The organism is Dactylosporangium sp. NPDC006015, from assembly GCF_040614215.1.
Taxonomy (GTDB): Bacteria; Actinomycetota; Actinomycetes; order Mycobacteriales; family Micromonosporaceae; genus Dactylosporangium; species Dactylosporangium maewongense.
Map to the genome: position 1 here is coordinate 61,499 of NZ_JBEXUD010000032.1, position 17,765 is coordinate 79,263.

The window sequence follows — 17,765 nt, forward strand, 5'->3', positions numbered from 1 at the left end:
CGGGGAGCACTGCGGGCTGGTGCCGAGCGTCGACGGCTCGTACGGACCATCCCCGCGTGCGCGGGGAGCACGGTGCAGCTCGAGTCGAAGGCCGAGTGGGACGTCGGACCATCCCCGCGTGCGCGGGGAGCACCACGGGTTGGAACTCGTCACGGTCGGCGCCGCGGGACCATCCCCGCGTGCGCGGGGAGCACGTCGTTGATCTCTGCCGTCCGGTAGGGGTGCGGGGACCATCCCCGCGTGCGCGGGGAGCACGGGGCTTCTCTGTGTCTGGGTCACGCGGTCGGCGGACCATCCCCGCGTGCGCGGGGAGCACGGCGGGCTTCATCGGGCACTCTCCTTCGTCGTGGGACCATCCCCGCGTGCGCGGGGAGCACTGTGTCAGGCCTTCCTACGTGGTGTCGTGGACGGGACCATCCCCGCGTGCGCGGGGAGCACACCCCGACCAGCAGCACGAGCGTGCGCCTGGGCGGACCATCCCCGCGTGCGCGGGGAGCACACTTTCTGATCAGGGGCGATGGAGATCCACTTGGCCGATTTCAATCACTTTCCTTCGGCTGGGGATTGGAGGGCTGAGTGCGGCGGCCGAATCGGCGGCGGCGGGCGGCTTTGCTCCAGCCTGTTGGCAGGGCCGCGTTGAACACCGGGGCGCTGGGGCGGCGCATCAGTGTGATGCCGTCCAGGTCCACCGGTTTCCAGTGGTGGTCGTGGACTTCGAAGGAGAGGTGCTGTTCTCCGGAGGTCTGGAACACCAGCAGCGCGCGGCCTGGGCCTGCCATGTCGATCACGCGGGACCAGAGGCGCCGGCGGATGCGGGTGCTGACGTGGCCGACGTACACGCCGGCGGAGATTTCCAGGAGCCATTGGGTGAGGTGGCCGCGCAGGCCTGGTGGGCAGGCGGTGAGGATGATGACCGTCATCAGAAGTCGACGTCCTCATAGTCCCCGTAGTTTCGGCCGGCGGCCACTTCGAGGCCGTTGTCGTCCCACAGGCCGAGCGAGTCCTCGACGTCGTCGATCGGGGTGGTGGGTTGTGGTTGGAGCAGCAGTGTCCGGATGTCCCGGACGCATCGGGTGAGGATGGCGCCGTCGTGGACGTGGTTGCGGACTGCGCGGCGGGTGTCGGCGGCGATGTCGGTGGAGTCGCTGGCTGCCACGTCGAAGGCGACCGGAATGGTGATTTCGGCCTTGTACAGGTCGGCGACGTCGTAGACGAAGGCGCGTTCGTGTCCGGTGTGGACGAAGCCGAGGCCGGGTGCGGCGCCCAGCGCGACGATGACGGCGTGCACGACGCCGTACAGGCAGGCGTGGGCGGCGGACAGCGCCTGGTTGACGGGGTCGCCGGACGCGAAGTCTTCCCGGTCGTACTGGCGTTGATTCCAGGCGATGCCGGTACGCGCAGCGTGCTCGCGGTACGTGCGGCGGACGCGCGCGCCTTCCTTGCCGCGCAGCTGCTGCATGGTGAGGTTGGTGGTGTCCTCGCCAGGGAGTCGCATCGCGTACATGGTGCGGGCCACGGCGAGCCGGCGGTCGCGGTGGCTGACGGCCGCCGCCTGGGCGGTCAGGAGCCGGCTGGAGGCAGCCAGTGAACGCCCGTGGGCGTAGTAGCGCACGCCCCGCTCGCCGACCCAGACGGCGGTGGCGCCGTGGTCGGCGAGCAGGGCGACGGCTTGGTGGGTGATGCTGGTGCCGGGTCCGAGCAGGAGCACTCCGATGGACGCGGCGGGGATGTGCACGATGCCTTTGTCGTCGGTGGCGGTGATGGCGTTGCTGTCGCGGTGGATGACGCTGCGTTCGAGGTACAGGAAGCTGATCCGGTCCTCGGCCCGGGTGAGGTCAGGCAGTTCGGACGGTGGTACTCCGGGAATCGTCATCTCAGCGGGTCGGGGCGATGGTCAGCAACCCGCACCCGTACGCCTTGCCGTGCCCGATGCCGAGGGACAGCGTGTGGCGGAAGGCGTCGGCGTCGGTGATGTCCAGGAGTCCGTCATAGGTGACCGTGGTGAGGGTGACCGTGCCGGCGCCGCGTCTGAACGTCTGTGTCTGGCGGTGGTGGAGGCCGACGTTGGGTTCGTTGTTCTGCTGGGTGGCGACGGTGAAGCCGCAGCGGGCCGATCGGTCGATCAGCCACTGTGTCTGTTGTTCCGGGCGGAGGTGGCCGAAGCGTTGGGTCTCCTTCGAGTCGGCGGTCTTCCGTCCGCTGTGGGTGGGGTTGGCGGTGAGCCGGAACGCCCACTGCTGGCCCGGTTGCAGCGACGCGAGCAGCCCGCCGTACGCCCGGGTCTGCCACGCCTCGGCGGTGCCACGGCCGGCCTGGGCGACCATGTGCGTGAGGTCCGGCTGCCCTGGGCTGACGATGTACAGGTGCAGAATGCCGACCGCGGCGGTGTCCAGGCGCCACAGGGTGCGGGCATCGGCTCGCTCATAGTCGGCGGGGTCTGCGAATGCGCCGCGGATGGCGGCGTGCATGGCCTGCGGGGAGGCGAGGAGCTTCCGGGCTCCGCGGCGCGCCGGGTCGACGATGAAGCGGGAGAGGTACATGCTCAGCCTCCCAGCAAACTGAACGGGTCGTGGTCGGCGGCGTGGTCGGCGAGGTCGTTGTCGACGTCGACGTGGCCGCGGTGGACGGCCCGCCAGGTGTGCCGGCGGTGTGCCGGGTCGAAGGTCAGCGGTTCGTCCGCGATCGTCTCCAACGACGGTTCGCCCGGCCGGGCGTCGCGGATGATTTCGAGCCGGACGGTGCGCGCTGCCTTGCGGCGGTGCCAGTCGGCGGCGATCCAGGGCCACGAGTGCAGTGCGCCGTCGACGGTGTCGTCGTGGACGCCGAGGCACACCAGGCCGACCGGTGGGCAGGAGCGGCGTCCCAGGTACAGCGGGAAGTGTGGCCGTTTCAACGCCTCGGCGAGCCCGAGCAGCAGCTGGTGCTCGCCGCTGACGGCGGCGAGGAAGGCGGCGTCGGCGAGGTAGAACCGGTAGGTCAGCGGGAAGCTGGCGCGCCCGTCGAGGCTCCGCGCGGTCTGGAAGTCACGCAGGATCTGCCCGGGCTGGTCCAGTCGTACCCCGAACTCAAGGCCAAGCAGGTCGGTGAGTGGTTCGGTGCGGCGGATGCCCTTCGCCGCGGCGAGCAGGCCGATGACGCCGCTCTTGGTCGGGGCGACTTCGGTGCCGCGGTGCGCGAACCGGCTCGAGGCGCCCCACGCCTGGAGCGGTCCGGCCAGTCGCAGCAGCAGCACGCTCATGCCGGCTGGCCGAGCGCCGCGGTGACCTGCTCCCCCACGCCGCTGACGAGTTCGCGGAACGACACGGCCTTGCCGAGGTCGGCCAGCACCGCGGTGCGTTCGCCGACCTGGGTGACCCACGTCGCGATCGGCTGTTCACCGTAGGCGCGTTCCACGTCCAGGGTGTGCCTGGCGAGTGCCTCGGCGGCGAGCCGCACGCGGCCGTCGGCGTTGGTCTCCCGGATCGGGGTTTCGAAGGCGCCGATCATGTTGATGGGCTGGGTGTCGCGGATCTGGACCAGGACCGCGTCGGGCAGGGTGCGGTGCGCGAAGGTGTTCTGCTTGCCGGTCGGGACGCTGCGGGCGAAGGCGGTCAGGAACGCTTCCACGGCGGCCCGGGTGGCGGCGGCGTCGCCGAGGTTGCGCTGCAGGGCGTCGACGTTGAGGGTGGCGTACCGGTAGAGCGTCGAGGAATTGAACTCGACGGTGCCGATCATGCCGGCGCCGGTCTCCGCGACGTCCTGCTTGCGGTCGTCGACGGCGGTGAAGTAGTCGTATTCGTTGTCGACGGCGTGGACGCTGATGGCGTGCGCGACCTGGCAGGCGGCGTCGACGTTGATGTCGGTCATGTCGGCGACCATCCGGCCGAACATGGCGATGTCCACCGAGTGCTCGGTGTTCGCCAGCGCCTTGAACTTCGCCTTGTCCAACGTGGTGCCGGCTCGCGACGCCTCCAGCGCGGCGCCGGCGAGGTTGTCCAGTTGCCGGCGGCTGAGGAACAGCAGGTAGCCGGACTCGACGTCCTTCGCCTCGGTCTTCTTCTTGTCGGCCTTGGCCAGTCCCGACGCGGTGAACGCGCCGGCGGCCAGGGCGGACGCCTCATCGTCGGTCAACGCCGGGTCGAGCGCCTTGATCCGCGCGGCGAGGGACTCCCCGACCCGCTTGGTGCGTTCGCCGAGCTGGGAGCTGTCCAGCAGGTCGGCGAACGCGAGCCGGACCGCACGCTTCCACGCCTGGCTGGACACCCGGGCGCGGCGCACACCACCGTACGTGGCGGTCTTCGGCGACCCGGTGTCGTCCCGGTTGAGGTTGCTCGGCGGCACGGTCTGCAGCACGTGCACGTCGATGAAGATGCGGTTCATTCGGTGCTCTCCTCGGTGGTGTCGATGGTCGCGCCCGGGCTGTTGCGGAAGTACTCCCGTCCCCACGCGCCCTGGATCCGGGCCCGCGACGTCGGGTGCCGCAGCGCGCGGAGGTCGTCGCTGAGCAGGCCGTAGTCCAACGGGATCTGGTGCTCGCGGAGCATGGTGACGAGGCTGCGCAGGTGGTAGATCGCTTCGGCGTACGTGCTGGCGGTGCCGAGCGCGGCGAATCGCCGTCGCACGCCGTCCGGTCCGGTGCTCGCACGGGTCAGGCGTGCCATGGCATGGCCGAGGCCCTGCCCGTTGACGTGCATACGTTCGCGGCGGGACTGCTGGTGCAGCGCGTAGAGGGTGACCGCGTCGTGCACTGCCTGTTCCGTGTCGGCGGCCTCAGCGTCGTCGGCCGGCCGGGCACCGAGCAGGTGATCGGGCACCAGCAGGTACGTCTCGAGGCTGTAGTCGAAGCCGGGGGTGCGGCCGATGCCGCGTCGCAGCCGGGCCAAGGCACTCACCGCCTCTGGTCTCGGCGGGTCCCGCAGCACCTGTGCCTGCAGGCTCGCGACCGTCTGGGCGACGTGGTCGCCGAGCTCGCGACGGCGGCGGGACCCCCACGTCTTGCGGGCCGGCGCGTCCGGCTGTTCGGTTGCGGCGGTCGTCACTGGAGTACCTCCTGGGGTCGGTTCGCGTCGTCGGCCGCCATCGGCAGGGCCCTGGCGAGGCTGCCGCGGAACCATGCCTCGGCCTGGGAGCTGCAGTAGTGCGACTGCTTGCCGTTGCGGTCCTCGAGGATGCGGCCGGCCCAGGCGGCCGGGCTCGCGGCCTCGACGAGCTCGCGGCCGAGCCTGGCGATCTCGGACCGCACCCGCCGCTGCCACGCGGCTCGCGCCGCACCCGGGTCCGTGGCCGGTCCGAGCCGGGCCAGCCAGACCCGGAAGTGCCGGTCCAGCAACGCGTACCCGCGTTCGGCGGCGCGGTCGGCCGCGTCGGTGTCGCTGCCTGAGCCGCCCGCGGCGCGGATCAGGTTCACGGCGAGCGAGCGGAGCGCCTTGACCGCGGCATCCGCGTCGGCGGCGGCGTCGACGGCCGCGGTCCGCAGCGGTGAACCGTCGACCAGCAGGAGCACGTTCATGGTCAGGGCATCGCCGAAGACCGCGTCGACCACCGACTGGTTGCTGCCGTACGTGATGCTCGTGGCTCGCGAACGCACCCGGAAGTCGGGTCCGACGACTCCGGAGACCCGCAACCGGGCCAGCCACTGCAGCACCATCGGCGACAGCCGCTGCGAAGGTTCTCCGCCCGACGGGGCCGGCGGCAGCAGCGTCTGCAGTCCGCGCCAGAGCACCCGATCGTGTGGATGCGGCCGAGGCAGGTAGACCGGGACCCGTTTGAGTTTCTGTTCGCGTGGTCCGCTCCGGCCCCAGACGCTCATCGGCTCCAGCAGGTGCCGGTCCTGCCAGTCCAGGATGTCGCCGTACGCGATGACGGCGCCGGTGATGGCGTCCCGGTCGCCGAACAGCCGGATGCGACGCGACTGCCACGTGTACAGGCCGAGGACGCCGTACGGGCCCCGGGTGGCCGATGGTTCCTCGACGGAGGTGTGCGGCTCCCGCTCCCATACCGGCAGGTCCTGGTCGTTCGCGGATCGCCAGCCGGGCGCGATCGGGACCAGGTTGAGCAGGAGCGTCTCCCGCAGCGTGGCGCCTTCGAGGTACACCCCTCCGAGCGCGCCGACGGAGGCGACACCCAAGGGATACCCCTTGCCGCCCTTCACCCGCGGGTCGCCGAGCGCGCCGGTCTTGATGCCTGAGGGGTCGAACGCCTGACAGTGCACGAGCCACCGGGCGGCGTCGGCCGGCGTCATCGACTGCATGGCCGGCCCGGTCCGCGCGGTCAGGTACGGTTCGCCGTTGGGGACGTCGGCGATCAGCCGCTCCAGCCCGAACGCCTTGTCGCTCCCGGCGCGCAGGTCCGCGACCTGGTAGAACGGGTGCGTCGGGTGGAGCAGGTCGAACCGGTCGCGGAACGCCTCGAGATAGTCGGTGATGTCGGCCAGCGGCAACTGCGGCTCCTGCCACAGCACCCGCCAGGCCGTCTCTCCCGGTGGACCGTTCGTCGCGCGGTGCAGGACCGCCAGCGCCAGCCGCAGCAGCGCGAAGTTCTGCGTCGGCAGTTCACAGGCGATCATCTGGATGTCGGCGGCCTGCTCGAACAGGCCGAGCAGCGACACGTCGCGCCGCCGTCCGGCGGTGTCGAGGACCGGAATCCACGCCTCGTCCAGCAACGAGAACCCCGCCGTCGGGGTTGGGGTGGTCACGGGTCTACCTCCTTGGTGCTCGTTGGCCTTCATGCGGTGCGGGTGACCTGCAGTCCCTCGTGCTGGTCGTAGTGCACGTCGAAGCCGGCCACCGTCGCGTTGCCGTCGCGGTCGATGTCCAGGACGAGTTCTCCTGCCAGCCAGTGGTTCGTCTGCCAGGCGCTCACGTCGATCCGGCGCTCCAGGTCGGCGATGACCTCGTCGATGACGTCGGGATCGGTCATCGTTCGGGGCAGCGGCAGCGTGCATCGGGCGATCTGCCGGGGCAGCGGCCAACGTGGTTCACTCGCGGTCGGCACCGCCGTTCCGCCGCCGTCGATCCAGGGCGGGATCACGAGCCCTTCCGGTGTCCGGACCAGGAGCAGGACCTCCAGGGACTCGCCGTCGGTGTCGCGCACGTAGCCCTGCGCGGTGCGGTCGTCGGCGTTGCCGACGCCGCCGGACAACCAGTTGATGAGTGACGTCCCTGGCTCGCCCATGGCGGCGAGCCGGAATCCGTTCGCCTTCTGTTCCTTGTCGGCGGTCTCGTCCTTGTGCCGGGCCTCGGCTTCCGCCATCGCTGGTTGCCACTGCGGCGGGCCGAGGGGCGTGTCGCCGTAGGCGGTCTGGGTGAGCGGTGCGATGTCTGCCGGCAGTCGCAGCGGCTGGCCGTCCAGGTGCGGCAGGAGCACCGCGGCGGCCCGCAGCAGGGTGGACGTCTGGTACACCCTGCGTGACCCCGGCACCGGCTGTGGCGGTTCCTCGTCCCAGTCGGCGCCGCTGATCCAGCAGGCGGGTGATGCGACCCTGGCCGGCCGGTCCTGGCGCGGGTGCCGGTGCAGCCGGCCGATGCGCTGCAGCACGAGGTCGACCGGAGCCAGGTCCGTGACGAGCAGGTCGAAGTCGATGTCGAGGGACTGCTCGGCGACCTGGCTGGCCACGACGACGTGCCTGGCGGGGCGGTTAGCGCCGGACGGTCCGAACGTGTCCCGCAGCCAGCGGTCCTTCGCCGCCCGGTCGACCGCCATGAACCGGGAGTGCGCCACCGACACCGGCGTGTCCGGGCCGAGCGACGCCCGGAGCGCGACGGCCGTTTCCTGGACGCGTCGCACGGTGTTGCGGACGACGAGCGCGCAGCCGCCCTCGGCGAGCCGGTCGCGGAGCAGTTCGGCGAGCGCCGGCAGGTCGTCATCGAGGCGGTGCAGGGTGACCGTGACGCCGCGGCCCGAGTCGACGCAACTGGTCGCGGTGGCGCCGCGCGTCTCGCCGGAAACGGTGACGAGCGGGTAGCGCAGATCGGTGCGGATGTCCGCGTACGGGTCGACCTTCGGTTTGCCGCGGTCACGCCAGGTGGGTTTCGGTGGTGGGCCGAGACGGCCGTTGTCGTAGGCGGCCATCAGCTCGGCCCGGCGCCGCGCCGGCAGCGTCGCGGACAGCACGACGACGGGGACGCCGTAGCCACCGAGCCACTCCAGCGCACGGTCCAGGAATTGGCCCATGAAGACGTCGTAGGCGTGCGCCTCGTCGACGACCACGACCTTCCCGGCCAGCCCGAGGTGGCGCAGCACGAGATGTTTGCTGCGCAGCGCGGCGAAGAGCAGCTGGTCGACGGTACCGACGACGAAGCTGGACAACAGAGTGCGCTTCGGACCGGCGAGCCAGGCATGGACGCCGATGTCGGCGCCGCCGGCGTCCATGGCGATGCCGCTGGGAAGCGGCGTGGATCGCAGCCGGTCGTATTCGGGGTTGAGCGCTGCCTTGCCGTGCGCGAGCCGCACGTCGCGGGCGCCACGGCCGGGTTCGGCGTCGGGAAGCCTGCGCAGCCACGACAGCATCCGGCCGAACATGGCGTCGCTGGTGGCGCGGGTGGGCAGCGCCAGGTAGCACCCGGATGCGCCGGTCCGGCCGGCGAGGATCTCGACGGCGGCGAGCGCCGCCTCGGTCTTGCCTTCGCCCATCGCCGCCTCGACGATGATCATTCCGGGTGCCGGCATGGTGGTGGCGAGGTCCGCGACGGTGCGCTGGACGGGCCGGGGCGTGGCGCCTGCGGGCAGTTCGAACCGGGTGGTGAACAGCGCGTCGACATCGGCCGGTGCCGGGGCCGGCGTCCAGGGTTCCGGGAGGTCGAGGCGTTCCCAGCCGGTGTGCAACCGGACGCTGTCCGAGCTGTCGAGGATGTACGGAAAGTACGTCTCGTTGCTGGCAACCCAGTCCGCGACGATGACGAGGCCGGTGAGCGCGGCCTGAGCCGGCTGGGACAGCGGCGTGCCGCACCATGCGGTGAGCCGGTCACCGGCGCCGGACCGCTCCGTCATCCAGGTCAGCAGCTCCTGCTGGATCTCCTGCCATGCCTGGTCGCCGAGCAGGTGCCGGCGCGCGTCCACACCGGCGATGAGCTCGTCGGTGGGCGGGACGCCGTGGTGGCCGCCGACGACGACTGCGTACGGGTGCGGGTCGTCCCAGCCCTGTCCGTTCAGCCAGTCGGCGAGGATGACGTGACCGGCGACGGCGTGCGGTGCGAGGTGCCGGTCCGCCTTGATCTGCGCGGGCTGGAAGCCGAGACCCCGGTCGCGCATCCGCTCGGCGAGTGCCGGCGCCTGGATCGCGAACGCGGGCGTTGCCTTACCGATGTCGTGTGTTCCGGCAAGCCAGACCGCGAGCGTTCGTCCGTCGGCGGGGCCGGCGGGCAGCTGGTCGGCGATCAGGTCGCGGACGGTGGGGCTGAGCCAGTGGTCCCAGAGCCGTCCGGCGACGTCGGCGGAGTCGGCGAGGTGCCGCCACAACGGCAGCCAGCCGACCGGTGACGTGCCGGTGCGGTCGGTCTTGCCCCAGGCGGCGCGGGCGCCTTCGCCCAGTCGCGGCCCGCCGGCCGCCGTCACGGTGCTCATCCGGTGACCGCCGCCCGCGCAGCGACCACGGCACCTGCGGCCGGCAGCAGTGTTGTCGGGGTTCCGGTGTGCGACAGGTAGAGCACGTCGCGGGCCCGGGTCAGCGCGACGAACAGCAGGCATCGTTCGCGCTGCAGGTCCTGGCGGTGAGCGTGCGGATCGTCGGCCTCGGGCGTCACCGCGTTCCTCGCCGGCAGCAGACCCGCGTCGAGTCCGACGACGGCGAGGCACCGGAACTCGAGCCCTTTCAGGCCGTGCATCGTGGCGACCCGGACACCGTCGACACCGCGACGGTCGTCGGCGACGTCGATGTGGGCGTCGGTCAAGGTGCGGGTGATGGCTTTGACGAGGCTGCCGGTACGGGCGGCGACACCGATCGCGTGTGGTTCGACGCCCTGCTCGAGCCAGGTGCCGACCCGCTCGATCAGCGTGTCCAGTTCGCCGTCGCGGTCGGTGTGGGCGGTCAGGACCGGCTCCGCGCCGTGCGTGACGGATCGGTATCCGCGCAGAGTGTCGCCGTCGCCGTCGAGCCCGACGACGGGATCGCCGCTGAGCACCCGCACCGACAGGTTCAGGATCTCGTGAGTGGTGCGGTAGTTGACGGTCAGCCGCCGGGTGCGCCCGCGGACCTGGATGCCGAGCTTTGCCAGGGACGCCTGGTTGTCGTAGATGCGCTGGTACGGGTCGGCCAGCAGAAACAGGTCGTTGGGGCCGGGCGCGACGAGTGCCCGCAGGAGCCGCCACTGCGCCGGGTGCAGGTCCTGCCCCTCATCCACCACCACGTGGCGGTACGGTGCCGGTCGTTGTTGGATGAGCGCGGTGGCCTCGTCAGCGAGCTGGGTGTGGGTGTGCGACCGCCGCTTCGCCAGCTGCTGCACGACGTGCTGCATCGCGGCCCAGACCTCGTCGCGCTGCCCGGCACGCAGTCCCTCTCCGCGGCCCGCGCGGACGGCGTCGCGGTACGCCTCGACGCTGGTCAGCTGCTGGGCCAGGACGACCTGCTCCCACTCGCGCCGCAGGAACGCGGCGGAGAACCTCGTCATCCGGCCGGCCCGGTTGTGGTACGTCGGCCCGGCCGCGGCTGCCTCGTCCCACAATGGGCCAAGGACGGTTTCGTCGGCGACGGTGACCTTCCGGTGGCGGGAGACGATCTCGTGGGCGAGCTTGTCGATGCTGACCACGTCGATGCGGGCGCGGACCGCCGGGTCGCCGGCGAGCCGGTGCAGCTGCCGGGCGAGCGCTTCGGCGAGCGCGCGGGTGAACGTCGTGAGCAGCACCTTCGAACCGTCGTCGGGGAGCCGACCGGCGAGGAACACGGCACGGTGCAGGCCGGTGACCGTCTTGCCGGTGCCGGCGCTGCCGGCGACCAGCGCCGGGCCGCTGTACTCCTCGCGGTAGGCGACATCTCGCTGGGTCGGATGCAGGAACGTCCGCCACAGGTCGAACGGGTGCTCCAGGATCGCCGCGAGCTCCACCGGCCCGGACACGAACGTGATCCGGTCGGGCATGCGACGGGCGGCCGCCTCCAGGTTCCGGGTGTCCACCTCGCCGGGCTCGTGTCCGGCGAGGATCTGTTCGGACAGCTCGTCCCAGACGTCGGCGACGGACATTCCCGATGCCAGTCCACTCAGGACGGTGCCTTGGACCTGCGGCAGCAGGCCGCAGAGGCTGTCCAGCTGGCGGTCGGAATTGATCCGGCGTAGCAGCGGGATGAGGTCCGGGCTCAATCCGAACCGCTCCAGGTCGGCGTTGGACGCCTGCTCGAACAGTCCAGCGGCGGCCGGCTCGGCCGGCAGGGTGCGTTCGAAGTCCTCGATGCCGCCCTGGTCCCGGACCTCGAGGATGCCGAGCACCTGGTTGACCGAGAAGATGTGCCGCACGGCGTAGGCGTTGGCGTCGTCGTGCGGCATGACGTCCTTCAACAGGAACCTGGCGCCGCCGAGCGCCACCACGATCCCTCGCCAGAAGTTGTCGATCCTGATCGTCCGCACGTTCGGGTCCCTGGCGCCGGTCAGCTTCTCCAGGTGCAGCCCGGCGTGGACGTGCTGGGCGAACTTCTGGATCGCGCTGTGAACGGCTCGCTGGGTCGGCCGCGGCAGGGTGCCGAAGCGCAGCAGGAACTCCCGATCGATCGCCAGCTCGGCCACGCCGCTCCTCCGCATCGTCGGTCTGGCGCACACGCTGCCGCGTGACGCCCATCGGTCGACATGACTCTATTGTGAACAGTAGCTACAAGCAAATTCATTATGGCTGCCATTCACGACCGAGCGACCGAAGGGTGGTCAGCCGATCGGCTCACCCGCCGGAACCACGGCACCCTTCGATAGGCTGACGGACGTGATGGCGGACGCGTGCCTGAAAGACCGCTACGAGGTGGACCGCCTGCCCGTGGCGCACAGCGGGCTCGGCGAGATCTGGGGAGCATGGGACCGGCTCCTGGACCGCAAGGTGATCATCAAGGTCATCAACCCGGCGAAGTTGAGCGTCGACCTGCTCCAACGGTTCCTCAAGGAAGCGCGGCTGACCGCACGGCTGGAGCACCCCGGCGTACCGGCCGTCTTCGATCTCGGTGACCACGAGGGCCGCCCGTACCTGGTGCTCCAGCGCGTCAACGGGATCACGCTGGCGGACCTGACCGTCGAGCAGGACACGGTGCCGATCCCCTGGATCTGCGCCATCGGGGCACAGATCAGCAGCGTGCTGATCGCTGCGCAGCAGATCAGCCTCATCCACCGCGACCTCAAACCGAGCAACGTCATGCTGGAGCCGAGCGGCGCGGTGAAGGTCCTCGACTTCGGGCTGGCCCTGATCCACGACGACGGCCGCTACTCCCGGATCACGCGGACCGGCGAGAGTGTCGGCACCGTCGGATACATGGCACCCGAGCAGATCCTCAACGAGCAGACCGATCACCGCACGGACCTGTACGGGCTGGGAGCGACGCTGTTCCACCTGATCACCGGGCAGCCGCCGTTCGACGACGACACGACCACGACCATCGCACGACGCCAGCTGCACGACCCGCCACCGCGCCCGGCTGGGCTCCGCCCCGACACGCCGGAGGTGCTCGACGAACTCGTGCACGCGCTGCTCGCCGAGCACCCTCACGACCGGCCGGACAGCGCGGTCGACGTCTACAACATGCTGGCGCCGCTCAGCTCGCCGCTGCCGCCCATGCCGGGGTTCATCAACGACGACATCGACGCCGTACGGTCCTACGCCGCCATCGTCGGGCAGCTGCCGGCGCAGCACACGACCACGCCGGCAGCCCGGACCAAGCGCCCCGGCCTCGACCCCGACCAGGCCGACGCCGAGGCCCAACGCCTGCACGCGGCAGGACAGTTCCGGGCCGCCGCACGGCTCTGGCGGCAACTCGCCGACCAGCTGGCGGATCAGCACGGCGAGCGCCACCCGATGGTGTTCGACTGTCGGGTCCGCGCGGCCCGCGCCCATGTCCCGCTCGGCGAACACGACCGTGCGCTGCGCCTGCTCGACACCCTGCTGCGGCAGCGGATCCGGCTGGACGGCGCCGAACACCCGGCGGTGACGGACCTGCGGCAGGAGATCGCCCGGCTCCGCGCCGACTACCCGACCACCGGGTAGGGGTCGTCAGGTCCCGGCGCCGGCCAACGCCGGACGAGGATCGCTGAACCGCCGCGCGAGCAGCACCGCCTTCTGCTCCGGGAACCGGCTGCCACCGAAGTGGAAGACCTGCGCGCAGGTCTGCCCGCGGATCTCCGTGGTCAGGGCACGACGCGCCAGCGGTGTGTACATCGCGCCGTGCTTCAACCAAGCAGCCTCCTCACCGTGCACGTCGAAGCCCCGGCCGCTCGCCGCATGACCGAACGCGTCGTGCACCGCACGGAACATGTCGTTCTCGCCGTCACTCAGGTACGGGTGCGGGTTGTTGCTCGCGGCGCTGGCGAACACGCGCAGCCGCCGCCGGCGCACGTCCTCGACCATCGCGAGCGCGTCCGGATACGGGTCGTCGTCGACGACACGAACCGTCACGCCGAGGCCGCCGAACTCCACCCGGCCGACCAGGAAGTGGTACTGGCGCACCGTCTGCTCGGCGAACGCCGCGTATGCGGCGAAGGCCCGTTCGTCGCGGATCGGCGCCGCCATGTAGGCGTCCGCGATCGCGCTGCCCAGGTCCGGGTCGATGCGGACCCTCGCGTAGTCGGGCGCGACCCGAGCCGGGCTATCGAGGCGCCGCGCTCCATGCATGAGGTACTCGACCGGCGCGAACGTCGGCGATGCGGCCGTTGACGGGGTGGGTGTGAACAATCGTGTTCATGGTCCTCCTTCAATCGTTGGGGTGGGCGGCGTCAACACGGTCGGCTCGCGCGTCGAGGCCCGAGGTCCGGCCGGTCGCCACCGACTGCTCGTGACGCAGCAGCTCGCCGAGCATCCGGATCTCCGAGACCCGTCGGTCCTGGTAGAGCTTCGCGAACTTGCCGATCGTCGTACTACGCCCTCGCCGCGCCATGACGCCTCCCGTGATTCGTGAACGATCCGACCGTAGCACGCACGTCTTGTGAACACCAGTAACAATAATCTGCGATATGCTACTGTTCACGGGTGACAGGCGAGCGGAACACGGCCATCGGCGATGCCACCCTCACCGCCAGCGGCATCGCCCAGCTGGCGAATGTCGGGCGGGCCGCGGTGAGCAACTGGCGACGCCGGCACGCGGACTTTCCCGCCCCCGTCGGCGGCACCCCCACCAGCCCGTCCTTCAACGCGCGAGAGGTCGAGGACTGGCTGCGCCGCCAGGGCAAATTGCACCAGGCCGGCACCGAACAGTGGGTCTGGCGCCACATCGAAAGCTTCCAGCCGGCGGCGCGCATCGGCGACGTGCTGGGCATCGCCGGGGCATACCTGCTCACCCGAGCCGCCCAACCCGACGACGCCACCGCCCCGCCGACCCCGAAGCAGCTACTCACCCAACTGCGCAGGATCGACCGCGAACTGGCCGACCTCGTCGCCACCGTGCTGCCCGACCGCTGGGACGCCCAACTCACCACGGTGCTGCGCACCGTGCACCAGCTGAGCCAGGAACAGGACCCGGAGACCGCCTTCGAATACCTGCACCACCGGTACACCACCTCGGCGCAGTCCATGTCGGGCCTGGCGAGCACCCCCGACCCGGTCGCAGCAGCCATGCTGACCATCGCCGGCCCCAGCGAACGACTGCTCGACTTCACCTGCGGCACCGGATCGATCGTCCGCATGGCCACCGACCGAGCGACACAGGCCGGCACGACAATCGAATGCTTCGCCCAGGAGATCAAGCCGCAGTACGTGCTCATCGCCCTGCTGCGGCTGTGGTTCGTCCAGCTGCGCGCCCAAGCCGCCGGCCGCCCCAACCCGCCGCCGAAGCTGCACATCGGCGACAGCATGCTCGCCGACGCGTTCCCCGACGTGCAGGCCGGCATCGTCGTGGCCAACTTCCCGTTCGGCATCCACGACTGGGGACACGACCGCCTCACGTACGACCCGCGGTGGGTGTACGGCATGCCCCCGCGCACAGAACCGGAACTCGCCTGGGTCCAGCACGCCCTCGCACACCTCTCCCCCGGCGGCATCAGCGTCGTCCTCATGCCACCGGCAGCGGCACTACGCCCAGCCGGCCGCCGCATCCGGGCCGAACTGGTCCGGCGAGGCGCGCTTCGCGCGGTCATCGCCCTGCCGGCCGGGCTCATGCCACCGATCGGCATCGGCCTGCACATCTGGGTCCTCGCCCAACCCGACGAGCACCAACCACCCAGAGACCGTCTCCTGTTCGTCGACGCCACCGCGGGCAACGGCCCACTCGCCGAACTCGCCGGCACCGCCTGGCACGACTTCCAACATGGCCGGCACACCGACGTTCCCGGCGTACGCCGCACAGTCCCCGCCATCGACGTCCTCGACGACCAGGTGGACCTGACGCCGCAACGCTACTTACCACCGGCGAACCAGCAGGCCACCGATCCAGCCGCAACCATCGCCACCATCGACGAACTCGACCGATTACTCGCCGACGTCCGAGACCGGCTCCCCAGGGTCCGGCCCGCAACGGCGACGGCGCTGCACTCTGCACCCCAAGCAAGCCTCGCCGACCTGATCCGCTCAGGCAGCATGTCGATCCTGCGCGCCACCCGCACCCGGCAAACCGACGTCACCGAACCGTCGTCCCCCAGCGTGGGCACTCGCGCTGCCGAGGACGACGAACCGCCCCGCGTACAGGCCGACGACCTCCTCATCCCCGTCATCGGCCGGCAGATCAGCGTCCACGTCGCCACCCCTGACCAGGCCGGCACCGACCTCGAACCAGGCACGCAACTCCTGCGCATCGACCCCGACCAGTTCGACGCCTGGTTCGTCGCCGGCGCCCTCTCCCGCACCGACAACCTCCGCGTCGCCGGCCGCGCAACCAGCGCCAGCAGCGGCACCTTGCGCATCGACCTGAAACGCCTCACCATCCCGGTCCTGACCCTGCGCGACCAGCAGGAGTACGGCCGAGCCTTCCGCAAACTGGCCAAGCTCCGCACCGACCTCGACCAGGCCGCCGCAACCGCCACCACCCTCACCCAAGACATCAGCGACGGCCTCACCTCAGGCACCCTCACCGTCCACTTCAACCACGGCGACCCAACCTGAGCACCGCGTCACCGCCCCTGACGCCACCCCACGAACCACCACCGCAACCCTGACCACACAGCCCCGACGCCGGCCTCGTCGAAGATGCGAACCCGCTGCCATCCACCCAGTCACAACCCTCAACCTGACCCAAGATGCAACAATGAGAGCGCACTGCCACCGAACACCATCCATTGCACGCGATCCGCATCTCGGCACACCGCGAACAAAGCGAACGAAATCCCAATAGTTGATCTTCAAACCCACAGGTCAAGAAGTGTGCTCCCCGCGCACGCGGGGGTGGTCCGAGAAACGTCAATGAAGGCAGAAGTCTCGATCCGTGCTCCCCGCGCACGCGGGGGTGGTCCCCGGGGAAGAGATCACGGTTCGGCGGTCAGTTCGTGCTCCCCGCGCACGCGGGGGTGGTCCGCGCGGAGATGATGCCGGTCTTCTTGAGCTGGAGTGCTCCCCGCGCACGCGGGGGTGGTCCGTCCGGCGGGGCTCCGTCTGCCTGGGCGAACTGGTGCTCCCCGCGCACGCGGGGGTGGTCCCGTGGGCGCGGCCCGCAGGCGTGCGGCCAACTCGTGCTCCCCGCGCACGCGGGGGTGGTCCGGTATCGGCGAAGTCGCCGTTGCGTTTCGGATAGTGCTCCCCGCGCACGCGGGGGTGGTCCGTGCTGCGGCTGCGACCAGGCGTGGCCCCTCGCGTGCTCCCCGCGCACGCGGGGGTGGTCCCAGCAACCAGAACACGCTCGTCCAGGTGACGAAGTGCTCCCCGCGCACGCGGGGGTGGTCCCGGGTCATCCAGGTCCGCGCCCACCGGCTCGGCGTGCTCCCCGCGCACGCGGGGGTGGTCCGAACCGCTGCCCGAGGTAGTAGGCGTAGCCGCCGTGCTCCCCGCGCACGCGGGGGTGGTCCCTGGTCTCCCTGGACTGTCTACACGCGAGGGACGTGCTCCCCGCGCACGCGGGGGTGGTCCGGTGAACGGGTCCGGGAAGTCGGTCTCACCGACGTGCTCCCCGCGCACGCGGGGGTGGTCCCTGCTGGCTGATGTTCTGAATGCCGGAGTTGATGTGCTCCCCGCGCACGCGGGGGTGGTCCCTCCTTCTGATCCACGTACATGTCGGGCCGCTGGTGCTCCCCGCGCACGCGGGGGTGGTCCTCCGCGCCACGGAAGCGCCGGCTCACCCGCCTTGTGCTCCCCGCGCACGCGGGGGTGGTCCCTCGACCTCGTGGTTGCCGGTCGTTGAGTCGAGGTGCTCCCCGCGCACGCGGGGGTGGTCCGTACCACTGGATGGCGACGCCGCTGGAGTTCGGGTGCTCCCCGCGCACGCGGGGGTGGTCCCGTGAAGCGGTCGCCGTTGGGGTACTCCGCCGTGTGCTCCCCGCGCACGCGGGGGTGGTCCGAGCCAGGGGCCGGACCTGGTGAACGCGTTCACGTGCTCCCCGCGCACGCGGGGGTGGTCCAGAAGCGTCAGTGGCCGGGGGCCGGCAAGTGGGGTACTCCCCGCGCACGCGGGGGTGGTCCGGAACGGAACAACATGCAGCGCTTCACCAGTGAGTGCTCCCCGCGCACGCGGGGGTGGTCCTTCCACGAGGAAA

13 protein-coding genes and 2 CRISPR repeat arrays (1 of these 15 cut by a window edge) are annotated in these 17,765 nt (G+C 70.8%); of the genes, 2 read left to right on the forward strand and 11 right to left on the reverse strand.

Features of this window, described 5'->3' with window-relative positions:
- Positions 1 to 43 precede the first annotated feature (43 nt).
- Positions 44 to 499: a CRISPR direct-repeat array (repeat unit 28 nt; unit sequence GGACCATCCCCGCGTGCGCGGGGAGCAC).
- A gap of 40 nt (positions 500 to 539) precedes the next feature.
- The 9 genes from cas2e to ABZ321_RS39950 are packed head-to-tail and all read right to left on the reverse strand — an operon-like array spanning position 540 to position 11,687.
- Positions 540 to 920, reverse strand: coding sequence for a type I-E CRISPR-associated endoribonuclease Cas2e (gene cas2e / locus ABZ321_RS39910; RefSeq protein WP_354900767.1), 381 nt, complete (start codon positions 918 to 920; stop codon positions 540 to 542).
- On the reverse strand, positions 920 to 1,873 hold the full coding sequence (cas1e, locus tag ABZ321_RS39915) for a type I-E CRISPR-associated endonuclease Cas1e (protein ID WP_354900769.1): 954 nt from the start codon (positions 1,871 to 1,873) through the stop codon (positions 920 to 922). The genes cas2e and cas1e overlap by 1 nt, the downstream gene beginning before the upstream one ends.
- Position 1,874: 1 nt before the next feature.
- Positions 1,875 to 2,540 carry a type I-E CRISPR-associated protein Cas6/Cse3/CasE gene (gene cas6e, locus ABZ321_RS39920; RefSeq protein WP_354900771.1) on the reverse strand — a complete coding sequence of 222 codons (666 nt, stop codon included), beginning with the start codon at positions 2,538 to 2,540 and terminating at the stop codon, positions 1,875 to 1,877.
- Positions 2,541 to 2,542: 2 nt separating this feature from the next.
- The gene (gene cas5e / locus ABZ321_RS39925) at positions 2,543 to 3,238 is read right to left on the reverse strand and encodes a type I-E CRISPR-associated protein Cas5/CasD (RefSeq protein ID WP_354900773.1); all 696 of its coding nucleotides are present in this window, start codon (positions 3,236 to 3,238) and stop codon (positions 2,543 to 2,545) included.
- The gene (gene cas7e, locus ABZ321_RS39930) at positions 3,235 to 4,359 is read right to left on the reverse strand and encodes a type I-E CRISPR-associated protein Cas7/Cse4/CasC (protein ID WP_354900775.1); all 1,125 of its coding nucleotides are present in this window, start codon (positions 4,357 to 4,359) and stop codon (positions 3,235 to 3,237) included. The genes cas5e and cas7e overlap by 4 nt, the downstream gene beginning before the upstream one ends.
- Positions 4,356 to 5,018 carry a type I-E CRISPR-associated protein Cse2/CasB gene (gene casB / locus ABZ321_RS39935; RefSeq protein WP_354900777.1) on the reverse strand — a complete coding sequence of 221 codons (663 nt, stop codon included), beginning with the start codon at positions 5,016 to 5,018 and terminating at the stop codon, positions 4,356 to 4,358. Before casB ends, cas7e begins: the two co-directional genes overlap by 4 nt.
- Positions 5,015 to 6,673: a type I-E CRISPR-associated protein Cse1/CasA gene (gene casA / locus ABZ321_RS39940; RefSeq protein WP_354900779.1), complete on the reverse strand. Its 1,659-nt coding sequence runs from the start codon at positions 6,671 to 6,673 to the stop codon at positions 5,015 to 5,017. Before casA ends, casB begins: the two co-directional genes overlap by 4 nt.
- 29 nt (positions 6,674 to 6,702) lie before the next feature.
- A complete protein-coding gene (gene cas3 / locus ABZ321_RS39945; RefSeq protein ID WP_354900781.1) occupies positions 6,703 to 9,540 on the reverse strand; it encodes a CRISPR-associated helicase Cas3' in 2,838 nt (945 codons plus the stop codon).
- On the reverse strand, positions 9,537 to 11,687 hold the full coding sequence (locus ABZ321_RS39950) for a UvrD-helicase domain-containing protein (protein WP_354900783.1): 2,151 nt from the start codon (positions 11,685 to 11,687) through the stop codon (positions 9,537 to 9,539). Before ABZ321_RS39950 ends, cas3 begins: the two co-directional genes overlap by 4 nt.
- A gap of 193 nt (positions 11,688 to 11,880) precedes the next feature.
- Here ABZ321_RS39950 and ABZ321_RS39955 point away from each other — a divergent pair, with 193 nt between their 5' ends.
- Positions 11,881 to 13,143 (forward strand): serine/threonine-protein kinase, encoded by a 1,263-nt coding sequence (locus ABZ321_RS39955; protein WP_354900873.1) that lies wholly within the window; start codon positions 11,881 to 11,883, stop codon positions 13,141 to 13,143.
- A gap of 6 nt (positions 13,144 to 13,149) precedes the next feature.
- Here the strand turns inward: ABZ321_RS39955 and ABZ321_RS39960 are convergent, their stop codons facing one another.
- Together ABZ321_RS39960 and ABZ321_RS39965 are read right to left on the reverse strand one after the other, a co-directional pair.
- Entirely contained in the window at positions 13,150 to 13,767 is a 618-nt protein-coding gene (locus ABZ321_RS39960; RefSeq protein WP_354900785.1) for a hypothetical protein, read from the reverse strand.
- 79 nt (positions 13,768 to 13,846) lie between these two features.
- Positions 13,847 to 14,029 (reverse strand): hypothetical protein, encoded by a 183-nt coding sequence (locus ABZ321_RS39965; RefSeq protein ID WP_354900787.1) that lies wholly within the window; start codon positions 14,027 to 14,029, stop codon positions 13,847 to 13,849.
- A gap of 92 nt (positions 14,030 to 14,121) precedes the next feature.
- On the opposite strand from ABZ321_RS39965, the gene ABZ321_RS39970 reads away from it, so the two are divergent.
- Positions 14,122 to 16,185 (forward strand): N-6 DNA methylase, encoded by a 2,064-nt coding sequence (locus ABZ321_RS39970; protein WP_354900789.1) that lies wholly within the window; start codon positions 14,122 to 14,124, stop codon positions 16,183 to 16,185.
- A 258-nt stretch (positions 16,186 to 16,443) separates the two neighbouring features.
- A CRISPR array of direct repeats spans positions 16,444 to 17,765; the repeat unit is 28 nt; unit sequence GTGCTCCCCGCGCACGCGGGGGTGGTCC (it continues 1,524 nt past the right edge of the window).